The sequence below is a fragment of the Halorubrum sp. CSM-61 genome (assembly GCF_003781945.1).
In the GTDB taxonomy this organism is placed as follows: Archaea; Halobacteriota; Halobacteria; order Halobacteriales; family Haloferacaceae; genus Halorubrum.
Genome location: NZ_RJJW01000005.1, coordinates 83,351 through 100,628 on the forward strand (window position 1 = coordinate 83,351; position 17,278 = coordinate 100,628).

Sequence of the window (17,278 nt, forward strand, 5' to 3'; positions counted from 1 at the left end):
GGCTTAAAAGGGTCGGGGTGGCCGGACGACCGGCACGTCGACGGGCCGTCTCTCAGGATCGAGATCCTCTCCTCGAAAAACACCGATGGTTCCAGCGCGGTCCTCGCTGGCGCGTCGGTTACACGTCTGTTTCGTTGTCCGTCTCGTTGCCCGACTCGTCGTCCGTGGCGTTCGTATCGTCGTCCGTGGCGTTCGTATCGTCGTCCGTGGCGTTCGTATCGTCGTCCGTGCCGTTCGTATCGTCGTCCGTGCCGTCGTCCGTCTCGTCTGTTCCGTCGTCCGTCCCGTCGGTACCGTCGTCCGTCCCGTCGGTGCCGTCGGTGCCGTCGTCGGTGCCGTCGGTTCCGTCGTCGGTGCCGTCGGTGCCGTCGTCGGTGCCGTCGGTTCCGTCGTCGGTGCCGTCTGTTCCGTCATCGGTGCCGTTCGAAGGCGCTTCCGGATCGTCTCCACAGCCGGCGAGGCCGACTATTCCGGCCGCACCGACGATACTAACGAACTTTCGACGGTCGAGCTCTTTTCGTGCCATGGGTTGCCCCCGTTACCCCCACTCTGCCAGTCGTCTATCGTAATGAGTCAGGTAAGGAAACAGCTGGATCGTTAAGACGAAACGATGGCGTGGAATCGGATGAAACTGAGAGATACAGTCACTGAGACGCCATTTCTCTGGGTACGGGCGTGCGACTTTCGACCAGCGGAGATATCCGCGGACGCGTCGAGGACGGACCGCGTCTTGAGAGCGAATTCGGCGAAACTGGGCGAAATCGGGCGATCAGATGGTCCGACAAACCGGCGCGTTCGGAACCAGACACAGCGACCGGCGACGTTCCCGTCGACTCGCTTTCGGGTATCGAGAACCTCGATTTCGGCGCGGTACCCGTCAAAACGGGCGGTGTGTTTCGGGTCTCGGCCGACGAGCGACGGCGAAACGTCCTCCGCTACTCCGAAGCGGGAATCGGCGTTTGGACGGACCCCGCGTCGAGGGCGGAACAGTTCCTCGTTCGTGCGAGCAGCACCGTGAGATCCTACTGAACGAAAAGTTAATTTAGGCACAACGGTGTGTTTCAGGGGTAGGAACGCGGGTTCTGCATCACCCTCTAACAGATCTCAATGGCCACACGTGAATACGCGTCACCGCTACTCCGTCCACGACTCACACCGCTTTCGAGAGCATCGTGGCTAAGACCACCGTTCACACGCCGAGCGCGGAAGAAACGGTATCGCTCGTCCGCGGCGACGAGTGGGGTCTGAGATCATGTACAGATTCGGCGAGTTCGGACGCGTCTGCGTCATCTGTCTCGTTCTCGTCGTCGTAGTGCTTTCGGGCGCGGTGGCCGCTCCCGGTGAAGCGTCGCCGGCGAGCAGCGAGAGTCCCGAGACTGCCCAAACGAACTCGGACGGCGTCGCGATACAGAACGTGACGCTCGAGGGCGACGGGTACGACGAGTCACAGTACGAGACGATCGGCGACCATCCCGGGCCCCCGTTCGTCTGGCAGGAGGGGGAGCTCCACGTGAACGTCACCGTCGAGTCCCGGGGAGAGGACGGGTCGTTCGACCTCTGTGGACGGGGATTTAGCGAGGAGGGAGACTCGTCGGTGTCGTTCGACTGCGGGGAACTCCGACTGTCCGCGGACTCTACTCAGAACATTCCGCTCTCTATCGATACATGGCCGAGTAACGCGACCGGGAACCACACGATCCTGCTGGAGCTGTCCGAACGGAGCCTGAGCGACGATGAGATCGTGGACGAAAAGACGGTTCAGGTGAGGGTGATCGAACGAGAGGGCGATCTCACCGGAGACGGACTCACGAACGAGGAGGAGTTCGAGCACGGGACGGACATCACGACTCCCGACACGTCGGGGAACGGACTGACCGACTGGGAGGAGGTGAAAAAATACGGAACGAACCCGCTGGCACTCGACACGACGGGAGACGGTGTCAACGACGCGACGCTCGTTCGGTTAGGACTCGATCCGACCGAGCCCTACCTTCTCCACCGGTATCTGGCCGGGGCGATCGCCGGGCTGATCGCGATCGCCGGGACGGGCGTGTTGATGGTTCGTAGACGCGGGGACGAGGACGTGAATGCGAGCGACCGCTCCGCCGCGTCGGGCACCGATGGCACCGAAACGGATCGGAACGCGGCGGGCGGAACGAGCGAGGCGAATCGGTCGCCGATCGACGAGTCGATCCTGACGAACGAGGAAGTCGTTTACCGGCTTCTCGACGAAAACGAGGGGCGAATGCGACAGAGTCAGATCATCGAGTCGACGGAGTGGTCGAAGGCGAAAGTGAGCCGCGTGCTGTCGGATCTGGAGGAAAAGGAAGTCATCGACCGGGCCAGGATCGGTCGCGAGAACGTCGTTGATCTCCGATCCGACGTCGACGACGTCGGAGTCCCGAACAGGCGGGACTAGCGACCGGATCAGTTGAGACCGGGCGCAGACCGCGGCGTCGACAGCCGGTGGCCCACGATCGCCGCGCGACGGCGGGGCTCTGCGCACCGGTCTGACGCCACCGCTCCGCCTCAGTCGAGGTCGATCGACACGTCCGACTGGAGGCCGGCCGCCTTCACCGTATTATAAAGGAGCATCGCGCGCGTCATCGGTCCCACGCCGCCGGGGACGGGCGTGATCGCGCCCGCGGTCTCCGTCGCCGACTCGTACTCCACGTCGCCGACGAGCTCGTACCCCTTCTCGGTGTCCGCGTCGACGCGGTTGATCCCCACGTCGATCACGGTCGCGCCCTCCTTGAGCGTCGAGCCGTCGACGAACTCCGGGATCCCGACCGCGGCGATCACGATGTCCGCGGTCGCCAGCTTCCCCTCCAAGTCCTCCGTCCGCGAGTGACAGACGGTCGTGGTCGCGTTCCCGACCGGCCCCTTTTGAATCAGGAGATTCGCCATCGGCTTCCCGACGATGTCGGACCGCCCGACGACGACCGCGTCGGCGCCCTCGGTCTCCACGTCGTAGGCGTCGAGGAGCTTCTGGACGCCGTGGGGCGTACAGGGTTTAAACCGGGCGTCGCCGGCGACGAGCCGCCCGACGTTCTCCGGGTGGAAGCCGTCCACGTCCTTCTCGGGGGCGATCCGCCGGAGGACGGTCCGCTTGTCGACGTGGTCGGGGACCGGAAGCTGGACCAGAATCCCGTGCACGTCCTCGCGCTCGTTGAGGTCGTCGATGGTCTCGTACAGCTCCTCGGCGGGAGCGTCGGCGTCGATCTCGACGTGGACGCTCTCGATGCCGACCTCCTCGCAGTCGCGCTGTTTCATCGAGACGTACGTCTCGCTCGCGGGGTCGTCGCTCATCAACACGGTGGCGAGTCCCGGCGTCACGCCCTCCTCTTCGAGCGTCTCGACGTGTGCGGCCACCTCGTCGCGCACGTCGGCGGCGACCGCCTCTCCGTCGATGATCTCGGTCATACCCGCCCGTCGGCGGCGGTGACGTAAAAATGACGCGGGATCGTGGTCATCGAAGGTATCTCATCTCGTATTCGATCCTCATTTATGGATCGATTTCGTCGAGGGGGCTACTCCGGGAACAGTTCCTCCTCCCGCTCGACGGCGTCGATGGCGGCGACCTCGGCGTCAGTCAACTCGAGATCGGCGGCCGCCAGGTTCGTCCGGAGGTGCTCCTCGCTCGACGCCTTCGGGATCGTCACCACCGGGTCCTTCGCGGTCGCCCACGCGATCGCGACCGCCTCGGGCGTCGTCCCGTGGGCCTCGGCGACCTCGGCCACGGGGTCGATCTCGCCCGCTCGCCCCCCTGCCAGCGGCGAGTAGGCGACCACGGTGTACCCGTTCTCACGGGCGTGTTCCAGCAGTTCGGGGCGGTAGAACAGGGGGTGCAGCTCCGTCTGGTGGGCCGCAAGCGGCGCGTCGAGAACGCCGAGCGCGCGGTCGAGCTGGTCGGTCTCGAAGTTCGAGACGCCGACGGTGCGCACGAGCCCCTCGTCGACCAGTCGGTCGAGCGCGGGGAGGGTGGTCTCGGGGTCGTACGCTCCGCGCGGGCGATGGACGTACAGCAGGTCGAGCGTCTCCACGCCGAGCAGGTCGGCGCTCTCGCGGGCGGTCGGCCCGACGTCCTCGGCCGCGAGGTCGTCGATCCACAGCTTCGTGGCGACCGTTACGTCCTCGCGGTCGACGTCGCCGGCGGCGATCCCGGCGGCCAGCCCCTCGCCGACGACCGCCTCGTTGCCGTAGATCCGGGCGGTGTCGAGGTGGCGGTAGCCGAGCGCGAGCGCGGTCTCGATCGGGGCGGGATCGTCGATCCCCATGGTTCCGAGGCCGACGGGCGGAAGGTGCATGGGCGGGATCCGAGCGTCGCGGACAAAAGTCCCCCGCGTCGCCGGGAGATTTACGTCGCCGGCCGCGGGATCCTCACCCGTCAATGCGAACGTCCCCTCCACGTCGCGCGTTCCCCGGCGCGCCGACCGAGCCGTTTCCGCCCCGCTCCCCGCCTCGCGACCGCCCCTCCCCCGTCCGTCGGCACGGATGAGGGAGTCCGGAGCGTGGTCGTTCACGACGGCCACGGGAACCGTCACGGTCGCTCCGGACGAGGTCCGGGTCCGGAGGCGACTCCGGACCGCCTCCGTTCACGCCGGGCGAGCCCTCTCGCGGGGCCGCGTCGCCCCCGTCGTCGACGCGGTCGGCTGGTCCGGTGTCGGAGCAGCGCTCACGGTTCTCGGCGCACTTCCCCGGCTCCTCTCCGTCGGGGACGGGAGCGGGACCGTCTGGCTGACGGCGCTCGCGGCGCTCACCGTCGCCGGGACCCTCGCCGCGACGGTCCTCCAAGGCCGCCGCACGACGATCCCGCTGCGTGCGGTCGAGCGCGTCGAGTTCGACGGCGACGAGGTCGTCGTGGTCCACGAGGAGGCCGACGACGGCTGGTTCGGGAAGCGGTGGGGACGCGGCGAGTCCGGCGGTGACGCCGACCGCACTGAGACCCGAATCCGCCCGCTCGACGCCGTGGAGCGCAGCGGCGCGGCGCTCGCGTTCCGGCTCCGCGGCGTCGACCTCCGCGGCGCGGAGGCGGACGAGGGAGTCACTCGGACGGCCATCGACGCGCCGAAGACCGAGCTGCTGGAGTGAGTCACCCCGTCAGCGACACCGTCCGCTCGACGACCTCGTACCCCTGCGCCGCGAGCGCCTCGGCGTAGTACCGCTCGGCGATCCATCCCTGCGGGAGCCGACGGAGGTCGAACCGGCGGGTCGGTCGCAGTTCGACATCGACGATCGTCCCGCCGTCTTCGGGCTCCCGGACCGTTACCGCGTACGAGCCCCAGGGACTGTCTCCGGCCGTCCCGTCGACCGAGACGGTCGCGACGGTGTCACCGTCGGACCCCTCGCGTGCGCCTCCGGCCGTCGTCGCGTCCACCCGCACGTCGGTTTCGAGGTCGATATCGGCGCTTCGGAGCCCCAACAGGTACGAGAACTCGTAGGCCGCTCGGGTGCCGGTCGGGCGGTCCGCGGCGGTCGCGTCCTCGCCGCCGGCGTCGCGCACCTCGTCCGCGACGCCCCACTGGAGCGCGAGGATCGGCGGCCGCGCCGACGCGAACTCTCGAACCACCGCGTCCGGAGGCGCCTCCGTCCGGAGTCGGACCGAGCCGCGTCGCCGGTACACCGGTACCCGGAGCGCGACCGCGAGGACGGCGGCGACGACCACGCCCGCCCAAAACGAGACGGCGGCGACGGCGGCGAGAAAGGCGCCAGCGACGAGCAGCGCGAGCGCCCAGCTGGCGGCGCGCTCGACGCGGTGATACCGGTCTGCGACCGCGGAGCCCCCGTCGGATCCGTCGGGATCGACGGGGGGTTCGGAGCCGGAAGCGTTGGAACCGGTGGAAGTGGAGGGGTCGGACACGGGCGGACCTCATCGAGGCGGGAAATCAGGATTTCGGTCGCGCCTCGCGGCGAAACGCCTACAATCCGACCGCGAGACGCACCGACCATGCCCCGGCCCTCCGCCGGGACCCTCCTCGCCGGATTCGGCGGCGGAGCGGTCCACCTCGCGGTCGTCGAACTGCTGTTCCGCGCCCTGAACCACGCGCCCCCCGAGCGGTGGCCCTCGGCCGATCTCGGCCGCGCCACCGGCCTCTTCGCCGCCGGGTTCCTCGTCGCGCTCGTCGTCGCGCACACTCGGCTGCTCTCGCCCGCCGGCGGGCTCGGCCTCGCGCTCGCATGGGCGACGCTCCGGGACGCGCTGCCCCCGCCGCCCGAGTGGTCCGAGGTCGGGGGCTTCCTCGTGGTCGACCGAACCGTGTTCCTCTCGGCGTACGCGGGCGGATGGACCGTCGTCGTCGGCCTGCTCGCGGTCGCGGCGGGCGTCGAGTTCGGGCTTCGGCGCCGGCACGGGATCGGCGGCGATCGGCTGCGGAACCTCCCGCCCGCGCCGTCGCGAGTCCGCGACGTCGCCCTCGTCGGCGTCGCCCTCGGCGGGGTCTTCGGCGTCGCCGCGACCGCGCGGATCGCCGCGTTCGGCGTCTCCCCGGAAACCGCCGTCCCGGTGATGGCCGCGACGACCACGGTCGCCGCCGCGGTCCCGGTCGCCGCGGCGGCGCTCGGGCTCGTCTCCCCGGCGGTCTGTTTCGCGCTGCTCGTTCCCCCGCTCGCGCGCGGCGTGCTCACGGGGGGAGAGGGCGGTCCCGTCCTCCTGCTGTTTCTGGGACCGGCGGCGCTCGCGCTCGCGGCGGTCGGACTCGTCGAGCGCTGGCTTCGACGGCGGCTGGACCGGGCGCCGGCGGAGTCGGTGGGGTGATCACCGGCCGGGCCGTCACCGTCAGATCGAGTCGCGCGTCTCGACCGGCGCCCGCCCGCAGATGCTCACGAGGTCGTGGAGGTCGTCGATCTCGTAGGTCGGCTGACAGGAGAGTTCGGTCGATCGGCGGTGCGGGCGCCGAATGAACGCGGAGTCGATGCCGGCGTTGTCGGCGGCCCGGATGTCGGACTCGTTGTCGCCGACGAAGACCGCGGTGTCGGCGTCGAGGTCCTCGAGGGCGCGCTCGATGTAGTACGGCGACGGTTTCTTCCGCGAGAGGCTGGCGACGGAGGGCTCGCGGCCGTACGCGACGTCGAACCGCCCGGCGAGCCCGAAGTGGTCGAGGACCGCGTCGACGGTGGCCTGTTGGTTCGAGGAGACGATCCCGAGCGCGGCATCGAGGTAACGGAGCGCGTCGACGTCGTCGTAGGGGGTCTTCTGCCCGCTCCGCGCCGCGTCGACCTGCGCGCTCGCGGCAGTCTCGTCGCGGACCCGCCAGAACTCGACCGGGTCGAGCCCGTAGCGCTCGCAGATGTCCGTCAGGGTGGCGGGGTCGACGCCGACCGCGACGTCGTCGACGTGGGCCAGGTCCGGGTCTTCGACGCCGAGGCTCACGAAGGCGTCCCAAGCGGCCTCCCGGAGGGTGTCGAAGGGGGTCCGACCGACGAGGACCCCGTCCTTATCGAGGACGACGGCGTCGTACACGACCTCCTCTCCGTCGGTAACCGGCAAAAAGCTTTCACCGGTCGGTTCGGGCGACCGGGCGCCTCCCGAGGGGGCTGTCCCGTCGCGCGAGGCGGTCAGTCCGACCGCTCCTCGCTTCCGTCGTCGGCGAGATCGACGACCGCCTGTCGCCGGAGCGCGCGTTCGAGGAACGCCCGCGGGAGCGACGCGATGTCGCCGGTCTGTACGCGCCAGAAGTTCGCGTACAGCCCGTCGGTCCCGAGGAGCCCCTCGTGCGTGCCGTCTTCTACCACTCTCCCGTCGTCGAGGACGAGGATCCGGTCCGCCGTCCGGACGGTCGACAGCCGGTGCGCGATGACGAACGTCGTCCGGTCGGCGGCGAACTCGGCGATCCGGTCCTGAATTATCGCTTCCGTCTCAGTGTCCACCGCGGAGGTCGCCTCGTCTAACACCAAGATCGCGGGATCTTTGAGCATCGTTCGCGCGAGCGCCAGCCGCTGGCGCTGGCCGCCGGAGAGCTTCACCCCGCGTTCGCCGACGAGGGTGTCGTACCCCTCCGGCAGGTTATCGATGAATTCGTGGGCCTGCGCCCGCCGCGCGGCGCGTTCGACGTCGCCGTCGCTCGCGTCGAACGTGCCGTACCGGACGTTCTCCGCGACCGTCCCGTAGAAGAGGAACGGCTCCTGGCTGACGTAGCCGATCGACCGCCGGAGGCTCCGCAACGTCACGTCGCGAACGTCCTGGCCGTCGATCCGGACGGCGCCGTCGTCGACGTCGTACAGCCGCGGCAGCAGCTTCAGAAGCGTCGACTTGCCCGCGCCGGTCGGTCCGACCACCCCGACGGTCGTCCCGCCCTCGGCCGCGAAGTCGACGTCGGTGAGCACGGTCTCCCCCGAATACGCGAACCGAACCCCGTCGTAGGTCACGTCCCCCCGGTCGACCTCGAGCGGCCGAGCGTCGGGGGAGTCCCGAACCGCGGGCTCCCGCGAGAGCACGCCCTGCACCCTGCTCCCAGCGGCCTTGGCCCGCTCGTAGTCGTCGACGACGTCGCCCAGCCTGATGATCGGCCAGAGGAACTGCTGGGCGTAGATGACGAAGGTGACGAACGCCCCCGGCGTGAGCGCGCTCGTCACGCCGAACACGGGGCGTCCGAGCACCCACAGCCCGCCGACGAGGAACGTGACCGCGAAGCCGACGCCGGAGATGACGGTCAGCCCCGGAAAGTACGTGATCCGGACCTTGACTGCCGATAAGTTGGCGGAGAGGTACTCGTCCGAGGCCTCGGCCACCCGCTCGCTCTCGAACCGCTCTGCCCCCTCGCTTTTGATTACCTCGATCCCGCTGACGTTGTTCTCCAGCCGGGAGTTGAGGTCTCCGATCTCCTCGCGGATCGAGAGGTACCGCGGCTCGATGAGGCGGGTGAAGAGAAGCGTGAACGCCGCGAGAAGCGGGATCGGAAACAGGGTCACCGCCGTCAGCGAGAGGTTCAGCCCGACGAGTATCAGCCCGATGCCGCCGACGGTGGCGAGGATCCACAGCGTCGCGCTCAGCCCGTCCTCGAGGAACGTCTCCAGGGCGTTCACGTCGTTGTTGAGGATGCTCATCAGGTCGCCCGTGCGGTTGCCGGTGAAGTAGGCGAGCTCGAGGTCCTGCAGGCGTTCGTAGGCGTCGACGCGGAGGTTCCGTTGAACGCGCTGGGCGAAGACGCTCCACCCCCAGTCCTCGATCCAGGAGGCGACCGCGCCGGCGACGGTCGCCCCCACGAGGATCGCGATCGAGAAGTACAGCTTCCCGACGTCGGTGTCCGGAACGAGCCCCGCCGGCACCAGCGGGAGCGCGTACGGGCGCTCGGCGAGGAAGACGGCGTCGACCGCCAGCCCGATGACGAAGGCGGGGACCAGCGCGAACGCCCGGCCGACGACCGTGGCGACGGCCCCGAGGGCGGCGTACCGGTGGCCGGTGGCGTACTCGGTGTACAGTCGCCAGACGGGGTTCTCCGACCACGATCCGGGCGTCTCCGAGGGATCGGCGAGCGAGTCGGGGTCCGTCTCCATACCGCTACACCGCCCCGCGTGGGTTAAGAGCCTCCGGGCGAGACGCTTCTTCCGGGCGAGGCGGGCTCGACGCCCTCGGATCGTCGATTGGACGGAAATGTGTCGGGTACGGCCGGCCACAGGAGCCGATCTCACCGACGGACACGCCTCCCGCACTTTCAATACCCGGCGCGTCCAACCCTCGGATTGGACCATGAATATTGTTGATATCGCGGAGCCGGAGTACGTCGAGGTCGACGTCAGCGAACGACTCGCCAAGGTCCGGTCCATCTTCGAGCGCGAGAATCCGAAGGGGATCGTCGTCACGGAGGACGGCGAGTACGCGGGCGTCGTGGGCGAGAAACAGCTCATGCGCTCCCGGATGGAGGACGACACCAAGGTGTCGGCCGTGATGAAGTCGGCCCCGTCGGTCGACCGCCACGAGGACCTCCGCGAGACCGCTCGCCTCCTCGTCGAGGGCGACGTGAAGATCGCGCCCGTCTACGAGGGCGAGAAGCTCTACGGGATCGTCACGGTCGACCAGATCCTCGAGGCCGTCCTCGACAGCCTCGACGCGATCACCGTCGGCCAGATCGCGACCGAGGACGTGATCGGGATCAACGAGAAGGACAGCGTCGGGAGCGCGATCAACCGCCTCCGCGAGAACGGGATCTCTCGGCTCCCCGCGCTCGACGAGGACGGCCAGCTCGTCGGCGTCGTCACCACCAACGACATCGTCGAGTTCGTCGTCCGCGACCAAGAGCGGCAGGGCAGCGGCGACCGCGCGGGCGACATCGACCGGATGCTCGACATCCCCGTCTACGACATCATGTCGAGCCCCGTCGTCACCGCGACCGCCGACGAGACCGCGGAGGCCGTCGTGCAGCGCATGTTCGACAACGACGTCTCCGGGCTGGTCGTCACGCCGAACGGCGCCGACACCGTCGCCGGCATGGTGACGAAGACCGACGTGTTGCGCGCGCTCACGTTCACCGAGCAGGACTCGATGGACGTGCAGATCACCAACGTCGAGCTGCTGGACACGACCTCCCGCGAGCACATCGTCGAGTCCATCGAGCAGGTCGCGAACAAGTACGCGGACATGCACGTCATCCACGCGCACGTCCGGCTCCACGCCCACAAGGAGAAGCTCCGCGGCACCCCCCTGATCCAGTGTCAGATCCGCCTCCGCACCAACGAGGGGCAGGTCGGCGGCTCCGGCGAGGGGTACGGCGCCGAGCACGCCTTCCACGTCGCGCTCGACAAGCTGGAGCGCAACGTCTTAGAGATCAAGGGCGTCAACGCCGACGAGGAGTACCGGGGTCAGCTCCTCCGCAAGCTCGGCGAGCTGTAACGCGACTCGCCCGGTCGTCCGCCGTCGACGTTTCGACCGACTCCGTATGCGACTCTCGCTTTTTCGCCCTCCGCCCGCGGACCGCGCGCCCCGTCCTCGAAGCCGCTACGATCGGTCTCCGCCGAGCCGCCGCCCCAGCATCGCGAGCGTGACCAGCGCGAGGACGGCGGCGAGGGCGCCGAATCCGGGCGTTTCGTCCTCGGGTCCGCCGTCCTCCGTGTCGCCGTCGTCCGCTCCGCCGCCTCCGCCCGTGTCGCCGTCCGCTGCGTCTCCCGCATCCGTGCCGTCGGTGTCGTCGTCGCTCCCGTCGGTCTCCCCTTCCCCGTCGGACGGTTCCTCGACGGGGTCGTCTTGGATCGGCTCGTCGTCGGTGCCGTTTTCGGGCTCGTCGATCGTGTCGTCACCTCCGCCGTCGGTCTCGTTTTCGGAGTCATCTCCGGGCGGTTCCTCGTCAGCGTCGGAGGAACCATCGTCGGATGGAGGTGGAGACGGGGACGGAGATGGAGACGGCGACGGGCTACTCGTCGTCTCGTCGCTCTCGCCCTCCACGACTTCGAACGAGACGGTCCGCGAACCGTCCGGCGTCGAGCCGGTCGCGGCGTACTCCCCGGTCGCGGTGTCGTCGTCGACGGAGACCGTGAACGTCGCGGTGCGCGTCTCCCCCGGATCGACGCCGGAGTACGTCGCCGAGTGCCGGACCCCGGTCGCCGTGTCGGCGAACGTCACCGTCACGCCGCCGGCGGCGCCGCCGTCGTTCCGGACCGTCGCCGAGAAGTCGCCGGTCGTCCCCCGCTCGATCTCGGTCGGTCCGGAGAGGTCGGTGACGGTGAACGCGGGCGGCAGCGACAGCGCGAAGTCGACGTCGACGCTCCCGTTGGCCGGGAGCGAGAGCGTCTCGCTCGCGTCCGCGTACCCGTCTGCGGAGGCCGTGGCGTCGTATTCGCCCCGCGGGAGCGTAAGCGAGTAGTCGCCGTCGGCGCCGGTCGCGTCCGATCGCGATCCGACGGTCACCGTCGCCCCGTCGACCGGGTCGCCGGTCGCGTCCGCGGTGACGGTTCCCGACAGCGTCGCGGGCTTCGGGTCGAGGGCGAGAGTCAGGTCGGTCGTCGCGTTCGGACCGATCTCGACGTCGCTCACCGTCGTCGGATCGAAGTCCGGCGCGTCCGCCGTCACGTCGTAGGTCCCGGGTCGGAGCGCCGCTTCGTAGGCGCCGTCCGAGTTCGCGTCGACCGTCGCGACCCGATCGCCGGTCGCGTTCGCCACGGTGACGGTCGCGTTGCCGGGGGCGTCGAGCGCGTCGGTCGCGCCCACGACCCCCGAGAGCGTCCCGTTCCGCAGCGCGAGCGAGAGGTTCACTGTCGCCGTGTCGCCCGACCCGCCCAGCGTCGCGCTCGCGGTCGCCGGGGCGTAGGTCGCGTTGCTCCCGGTGACGGTCAGGTCGGCGGCCGGCACGTCGACCGCGTAGGTTCCGTCCGCCCCGGTCGCCGTCTCGCCGACGACCTCGGTGCCGTTCCGGACGACCACGTCGATCCCCGGAAGCGCCGCCGCCGTTTCCGCGTCCGTGACGGTCCCGTCGACCGTTCCGACCGCCTCGGCGACCCGGATCGACGCCGCCTCGTCGTCGTCCGGCGTGGCGACCGCGAGCGTCGTCGATCCGGTCGTCAGGTCGTCGGGAACGGTTCCGGAAAGCGACAGGGTCGTCGCGTTTCCGGCCCCGAGCGAGACGTTCGCCGCGTTCAGCACGCGCACGTCGCTCGCGTTTTCGGGGTCCGCGAGTCGGAGTTCGACGGTGCGGTTGTCTCCCGCGGTGCCGCCGTGATTCGTCACGTTCGCGGCCGCGTCGAGCGTCGCGTTGCGCTCGACGATCGACGGCGCGGTGGGGTTCGTCACCTCGTAGAACGGCCCGTCGACCACCGATATCTCGCTCGTCAGATTCGAGTCGTCGGTGTACGCGCCGTGGTCGTAGGTCCGACCGGTCTCCGTGTCCGCGGGCACGACGTACGAGAACGAGACGGTCGTCTCCTCGCCGGGCCGGAGCGAGACGTTCGCCTCGTCGCCGTCGCTCCCGTTGAACCGGTACTCGACCGTCCCCGATCCGGGGTCCTCGCCGGTGTTGTTGACCGTCGCCGTCGCCTCGACCGTGGCTCCCGGCGCGGTCTCGTCCGGCGCGTCGAACGCGGTCACCGTGAGGTTCGAGCGGTCCTCGGTCACCCTTTCGACCGCCGCGTAGCCGTCGACGACGCCGGTTCCGTAGCGGTCGTCCGGCTCGGTGGCGTCGTCGGGGTGGTTCGCTGTGTCACGGAGCGCGTCGTACAGCTCGTCGTCGGAGAGGTCCCGCGCGCTCGCCGAGAGCATCAGCGCGGCGACGCCGGAGACGTGCGGGGCGGCCATGGAGGTGCCCGAGTACGTGCCGTCGTACCCGCCGCCAGGGACCGACGAGTACACGTTCACGCCCGGCGCGGACACGTCCGGGACCACGTACTCGTCGGGCCAATCTGCGGGGGCGTCGCTCCCCCACGCGTTCGACGTGTCGATCGTCTCTCCGCTGGAGAAGTCGGCGACGCCACGGCCGTCGTCAACCGCGCCGACCGCGAGGGAGTCGTAGACGTTACCGGGCGAGCTCGACGTTCCGTGGCCGCTGTTCCCCGAGGACACGACGACGATCTTCCCGGCGCCGCGGGCGTTCCGAACCGGCTCGACGAAATCCGCGTAATACCCGTCCGCACCGAGGCTCATCTGAAGCACGTCGACGTCGGAATCCTGCGTCGCGTGTTCCATTCCCGCGATGACCCGGGCGAACGTCGCGTTTGTCCTGTCGTCGTCGAACACCTTGATCCCGTGGAGCGACGCGGTCGGCGCGACGCCGATCGCGGTCCCGCTCGCGTTTCCGCCCGCCACGGTGCCGGCGACGTGAGTTCCGTGCCCGTCCCCGTCCGACGCGTCGGACACGTCGTCGCTCACCAGGTTCCCCTCGGCGTCGTACTCCGCCCACCCGCTCACGTTCAGGTCCGGGTGGTCGGGGTCGATTCCCGTATCGATCACCGCGACCGTCGCCCCGTCCCCGCGGGTTCCGAACGTCTCCCAGACTTCGGGCGCGCGAACCATCTCGACGCCGTAGGTCGCGTCGGTCGAGGCGGTAGAGACGCTCTTCGGCGTGGGAGTCGGCGTCGCACCGGCGAGCGCGGTGTCGGCGCCCCCCGCGGCCGCCGAGTCGAGTTCGACCCGGAAGTTCTCGTGGACGCGATCGACGCCCCGCACGTCGAGGAGTCGCTGCGCCGCAACGCTCTCGGTGTCGACCGTGACGAGCATCGCGTTCGCGAGCCAGAATCTCCGCTCGACCGTGACGCCGGGCTTCCGCTCGGCGAACGCCTCGAAGCCGGCCTGCGCGTTCGCGGCGTTCGTCTTGAGGTCGTTCGCGGAGGACGTCGCCGAGCCCCTCGAACTCTCCGGTCCGACGCCTCCGCCATCTCCGCCGCCTCCGCCGCCGGACCCGGGACCCGCGTCGTCCGCGAACCGGACCACGATCTCGACGGTACCGTTCGCCGAGCGGAGGCCGGGCGGAACGGCGTCGCTCTCCGGGGCGAAGCCGGAACCGACCGCGGCGGGGCCGGTCGGCACGGGTTCGTCCCCGACGGAAGCGACCGCTTCCGTGTCACCCGATCCGGCACCGTCAACGGCGAAGCCGCCCGCGACCACCCCCGGCGCGACGGCCGCGATGAGCAGGCACGCCGCGAGAGTGATCGCTACCGCATTTACATATGAAAAATGCGACGTATCGCTCACTACCGGTTACGTCGGCGCGACGCGGATAACTCCCCCGCCCCGCGTGTCACCGCTGATACTCTCGCGCCCCGTCGGGCGCTTACGCGTCCGAACCCTCGGCGAGCCCGTCGGCGACGATCCGGAACGTTGCGGTGTCGCCCGCGGGCTTCGAGCGGTGCTTCTCGAGCGTCGCCCGGCGGTTCCCGCCGCGGAACCGGTCGACGCGAAGGATCGCGCCGGTCCAGTGATTGAGGGTGTTGCCGCCGAGCGCGCGGTCTCGGTCGCTGTCGGGGTCGGTGAACACCTGGTTCGTGATGACGACGGCGACGTCGTGTCTGCGGGCCAAAGAGAGGAGGTGGGTCACCTGTTTGGCGACCTTCCGGAGCGACTGCCCGCCCTCGGTGTCGCCCGCGCGCTCAAGACGGTAGAAGCCGGTCGCGGAGTCCAACACGATCAGCTCCACCTCCTCGGCGAGCTCCTCGGCGTCGCGGACGGCCTCGCGCTGGTCGTCGAAGTCGTACGCCTCGGAGATCACCAGCCGCGAGGCGATCTCCTCGACCGTCTCGTCGGACTCGGAACGGCCGGCCCGCCCCGCGGCCATCTGCTCGAACCGGTCGATGGAGAGCCCTTCGGTGTCGATGTAGAGGGCGCGGTCGCCGCCGGCGGCGACCTCGACGGCCGCGGCGAGCGCGAGGTTCGTCTTGCCGGCCGCGGGCGGGCCGTACACTTGCGTGACGACCCCGCGCTCGAACCCGCCGCCCAACAGGTCGTCGACCGGCCGACAGCCGGTCGGGATCGAATCGCTCACTAGCTGGTGGTTCGCTCGCGTTCGTATTTAAACGGTCGATCGCAGCTCGGACCGGTCGATACGCGTCGCTCGCGGGGAATGCCGACGTCGTCCGCGGGCGAGAGCGCCGCCGCTCGTCGGAGTATTATAAGTGTGAAAGAAACGGAGATGGCGTCGATCACGTCGAGCGACAGCCGAGATCCGGTGTTGCGTGCGGACGCGCCGTCCGCGACTTGAGGGTTAGTTGCGCGTCAGGTTCGTCGCGCGCGGTCCCTTGGGGGACGATTCGATGTCGAATTCCACTTCCTGACCCTCCTCGAGGTCCGGGCCGCCGACGTCTTCCATGTGGAAGAACACGTCTTCGTCGTCGTCGAGGTCGCCGTCGTCAGTCGAGATGAAACCGTAGCCGCCAGTGTCGTTGAAGAAGTCAACCTTACCGTTTGCCATTGCAAACAAACGTACTGCCCGTTCGGGGATAACCCTTGCGAGGGTCACGGTACCATGACCGTTGCGATCGCTGCAATCCGAGAGATATGGGGGCCCGAACCGCTTAGCGGACCGTATTCCGCGGCCCCGCCCGTACTCAGCGCATGCAATCAGCCGCGAGGTTCATTTACGAGCGTCCACGTAGGTACGCGCATACACATGGACCGCCGCCACTTCCTCCGCTCGCTCGCCGCCACCGGCGCCGCCGCCGGAACGACCGCCACGGCCGGCTGTGCCGGTGTCCTCGGCGGCTCCGACGATGGGACGATCCTCGGGCCACCGGAACAGACCCGCGGTGACCCGGTCCACCCGATCCACGGCGACGAGATGCCCGACTTCACCGTTCCCGATCCGATCGCGGGTGAGGAGGTCTCCGTCTCCGACTTCGAAGGCGATCGAGCCGTGCTGTGGACCTCCTTCTACACGAGCTGTCCCGACGGCGTCTGCCCGGCGCTGATCCTCCGGCTCCGTCGCGCACAGGAGTACGCCACAGAGCAGGGGTTCGGCGACGAGGCGGCGTTCCTCCCGCTCACGTTCGATCCCGAGCGCGACACGGCCGAGGTCCTTCGCGAGTACGCCGGTCAGCAGGGCGTGAATCTGGACGCCGGCAACTGGCACTTCCTCCGCCCCGAGAGCTACGAGGCCGGTCAGGAGTTACACGACGAGCACTTCGGGTTGGAGATCGAGAAGACCGACGGGGAGCAGTACGAGAACCTGGAGTACGCGTTCCCGCACTACGGCCTCATCCTGCTCGTCAACAAGGGGGGGATCGTCGAGCGCGCGTACCCGAGGGGGTCGCGGACGGACATCGAACAGTTGGTGAACGACTTCGAGCGGGTGGTCACCGCGTGAGGCGCCGACATCTGCTGGCCGGGCTGGCGAGCGGCGGGGCGCTGGGCGGTGCCGGGGCCGTGGCGACGGGAAACGTGCCCGCCGCGCTCGGCGGCGGGGACGCTCCCGAGCCGGTCGAGCCAGTGACGCTCGACACGGTCGACGCCCCCGGAAGCCGCGACGGCGAGGTGACCCTTCCCGCCCCTGATCGGCCGACGTTCGTCGACTTCTTCGCGACGTGGTGTGACCCCTGCGTCGAGCAGATGCCCGATCTCGTCGAGGCGCACGACCGGCTCGGCGACGAGGCCCTGTTCGTCTCGGTGACGACGGAAGACGTCGGCGGCTCGGTCAGCGAGGAGACGGTCGCCGACTGGTGGCGCGAGAACGACGGCGACTGGCTGGTGGCGGCCGACGCGACCGCCGAGCTCGCGGCCCGGCTCAACGTCGGCGGCTACCCGAGCGCGCGCGCCGTCGACGCGACCGGACGCGTCCGCTGGGCCACCTCCGGGACCCACACCACGGAGGAGTTCGTCGCCGGCATCGAGAGGGCCATCGACCGATGAGGCGGCGAACCGATCGACTGGTGA

Annotated in this window: 15 protein-coding genes; 6 read left to right on the forward strand and 9 right to left on the reverse strand. The window is 69.4% G+C overall.

Annotated elements, in window-relative coordinates:
• Positions 1-118: 118 nt before the first annotated feature.
• Positions 119-526, reverse strand: a complete 408-nt coding sequence (locus EDM04_RS10085; RefSeq protein ID WP_206424448.1) for a hypothetical protein — start codon at positions 524-526, stop codon at positions 119-121.
• Between the two features lie 726 nt (positions 527-1,252).
• Here EDM04_RS10085 and EDM04_RS10090 point away from each other — a divergent pair.
• Positions 1,253-2,419, forward strand: coding sequence for a hypothetical protein (locus EDM04_RS10090; protein ID WP_123621693.1), 1,167 nt, complete (start codon positions 1,253-1,255; stop codon positions 2,417-2,419).
• Between the two features lie 110 nt (positions 2,420-2,529).
• On the opposite strand, the gene EDM04_RS10095 is transcribed toward EDM04_RS10090, so the two are convergent.
• Positions 2,530-3,423, reverse strand: coding sequence for a bifunctional methylenetetrahydrofolate dehydrogenase/methenyltetrahydrofolate cyclohydrolase (locus EDM04_RS10095; RefSeq protein ID WP_123621695.1), 894 nt, complete (start codon positions 3,421-3,423; stop codon positions 2,530-2,532).
• A gap of 107 nt (positions 3,424-3,530) precedes the next feature.
• Positions 3,531-4,307: an aldo/keto reductase gene (locus tag EDM04_RS10100; RefSeq protein ID WP_123621697.1), complete on the reverse strand. Its 777-nt coding sequence runs from the start codon at positions 4,305-4,307 to the stop codon at positions 3,531-3,533.
• Positions 4,308-4,494: 187 nt separating this feature from the next.
• On the opposite strand from EDM04_RS10100, the gene EDM04_RS18525 reads away from it, so the two are divergent.
• A complete protein-coding gene (locus EDM04_RS18525; protein ID WP_164471117.1) occupies positions 4,495-5,091 on the forward strand; it encodes a hypothetical protein in 597 nt (198 codons plus the stop codon).
• 1 nt (position 5,092) lies between these two features.
• Here the strand turns inward: EDM04_RS18525 and EDM04_RS10110 are convergent, their stop codons facing one another.
• Positions 5,093-5,860 (reverse strand): hypothetical protein, encoded by a 768-nt coding sequence (locus EDM04_RS10110; protein WP_123621699.1) that lies wholly within the window; start codon positions 5,858-5,860, stop codon positions 5,093-5,095.
• An 87-nt stretch (positions 5,861-5,947) separates the two neighbouring features.
• Between EDM04_RS10110 and EDM04_RS10115 the strand changes: the two genes are divergently transcribed.
• Positions 5,948-6,754 (forward strand): hypothetical protein, encoded by an 807-nt coding sequence (locus EDM04_RS10115; RefSeq protein WP_123621701.1) that lies wholly within the window; start codon positions 5,948-5,950, stop codon positions 6,752-6,754.
• A gap of 21 nt (positions 6,755-6,775) precedes the next feature.
• Here the strand turns inward: EDM04_RS10115 and EDM04_RS10120 are convergent, their stop codons facing one another.
• Together EDM04_RS10120 and EDM04_RS10125 are read right to left on the reverse strand one after the other, a co-directional pair.
• Complete coding sequence (locus tag EDM04_RS10120; RefSeq protein WP_123621703.1) at positions 6,776-7,459, reverse strand: HAD family hydrolase; 684 nt, start codon at positions 7,457-7,459, stop codon at positions 6,776-6,778.
• 95 nt (positions 7,460-7,554) lie between these two features.
• Positions 7,555-9,492 (reverse strand): ABC transporter ATP-binding protein, encoded by a 1,938-nt coding sequence (locus EDM04_RS10125; RefSeq protein WP_123621705.1) that lies wholly within the window; start codon positions 9,490-9,492, stop codon positions 7,555-7,557.
• A gap of 193 nt (positions 9,493-9,685) precedes the next feature.
• Here EDM04_RS10125 and EDM04_RS10130 point away from each other — a divergent pair, with 193 nt between their 5' ends.
• Positions 9,686-10,825: a CBS domain-containing protein gene (locus EDM04_RS10130; protein WP_123621707.1), complete on the forward strand. Its 1,140-nt coding sequence runs from the start codon at positions 9,686-9,688 to the stop codon at positions 10,823-10,825.
• Positions 10,826-10,930: 105 nt separating this feature from the next.
• Here EDM04_RS10130 and EDM04_RS10135 read toward each other — a convergent pair whose 3' ends face one another.
• From EDM04_RS10135 to EDM04_RS10145, 3 genes are all read right to left on the reverse strand, one after another.
• The gene (locus EDM04_RS10135) at positions 10,931-14,608 is read right to left on the reverse strand and encodes a S8 family serine peptidase (RefSeq protein WP_123621709.1); all 3,678 of its coding nucleotides are present in this window, start codon (positions 14,606-14,608) and stop codon (positions 10,931-10,933) included.
• Positions 14,609-14,687: 79 nt separating this feature from the next.
• The gene (gene radB, locus EDM04_RS10140) at positions 14,688-15,395 is read right to left on the reverse strand and encodes a DNA repair and recombination protein RadB (RefSeq protein ID WP_123621711.1); all 708 of its coding nucleotides are present in this window, start codon (positions 15,393-15,395) and stop codon (positions 14,688-14,690) included.
• A gap of 219 nt (positions 15,396-15,614) precedes the next feature.
• On the reverse strand, positions 15,615-15,821 hold the full coding sequence (locus tag EDM04_RS10145; protein WP_004046191.1) for a cold-shock protein: 207 nt from the start codon (positions 15,819-15,821) through the stop codon (positions 15,615-15,617).
• 198 nt (positions 15,822-16,019) lie between these two features.
• Here EDM04_RS10145 and EDM04_RS10150 point away from each other — a divergent pair, with 198 nt between their 5' ends.
• Together EDM04_RS10150 and EDM04_RS10155 are read left to right on the forward strand one after the other, a co-directional pair.
• Complete coding sequence (locus EDM04_RS10150; RefSeq protein ID WP_123621713.1) at positions 16,020-16,712, forward strand: SCO family protein; 693 nt, start codon at positions 16,020-16,022, stop codon at positions 16,710-16,712.
• A complete protein-coding gene (locus tag EDM04_RS10155; RefSeq protein WP_123621715.1) occupies positions 16,709-17,254 on the forward strand; it encodes a TlpA disulfide reductase family protein in 546 nt (181 codons plus the stop codon). Before EDM04_RS10150 ends, EDM04_RS10155 begins: the two co-directional genes overlap by 4 nt.
• Positions 17,255-17,278 lie beyond the last annotated feature (24 nt).

Coding starts and splice junctions, on each gene's coding strand:
- EDM04_RS10125 (WP_123621705.1), bottom strand. CDS start 9,492: ATGGAGACGGACCCCGACTCGCTCGCCGATCCCTCGGAGACGCCCGGA.
- EDM04_RS10085 (WP_206424448.1), bottom strand. CDS start 526: ATGGCACGAAAAGAGCTCGACCGTCGAAAGTTCGTTAGTATCGTCGGT.
- EDM04_RS10090 (WP_123621693.1), top strand. CDS start 1,253: ATGTACAGATTCGGCGAGTTCGGACGCGTCTGCGTCATCTGTCTCGTT.
- EDM04_RS10150 (WP_123621713.1), top strand. CDS start 16,020: ATGGACCGCCGCCACTTCCTCCGCTCGCTCGCCGCCACCGGCGCCGCC.
- EDM04_RS10100 (WP_123621697.1), bottom strand. CDS start 4,307: ATGCACCTTCCGCCCGTCGGCCTCGGAACCATGGGGATCGACGATCCC.
- EDM04_RS10095 (WP_123621695.1), bottom strand. CDS start 3,423: ATGACCGAGATCATCGACGGAGAGGCGGTCGCCGCCGACGTGCGCGAC.
- EDM04_RS18525 (WP_164471117.1), top strand. CDS start 4,495: ATGAGGGAGTCCGGAGCGTGGTCGTTCACGACGGCCACGGGAACCGTC.
- EDM04_RS10115 (WP_123621701.1), top strand. CDS start 5,948: ATGCCCCGGCCCTCCGCCGGGACCCTCCTCGCCGGATTCGGCGGCGGA.
- EDM04_RS10145 (WP_004046191.1), bottom strand. CDS start 15,821: ATGGCAAACGGTAAGGTTGACTTCTTCAACGACACTGGCGGCTACGGT.
- EDM04_RS10130 (WP_123621707.1), top strand. CDS start 9,686: ATGAATATTGTTGATATCGCGGAGCCGGAGTACGTCGAGGTCGACGTC.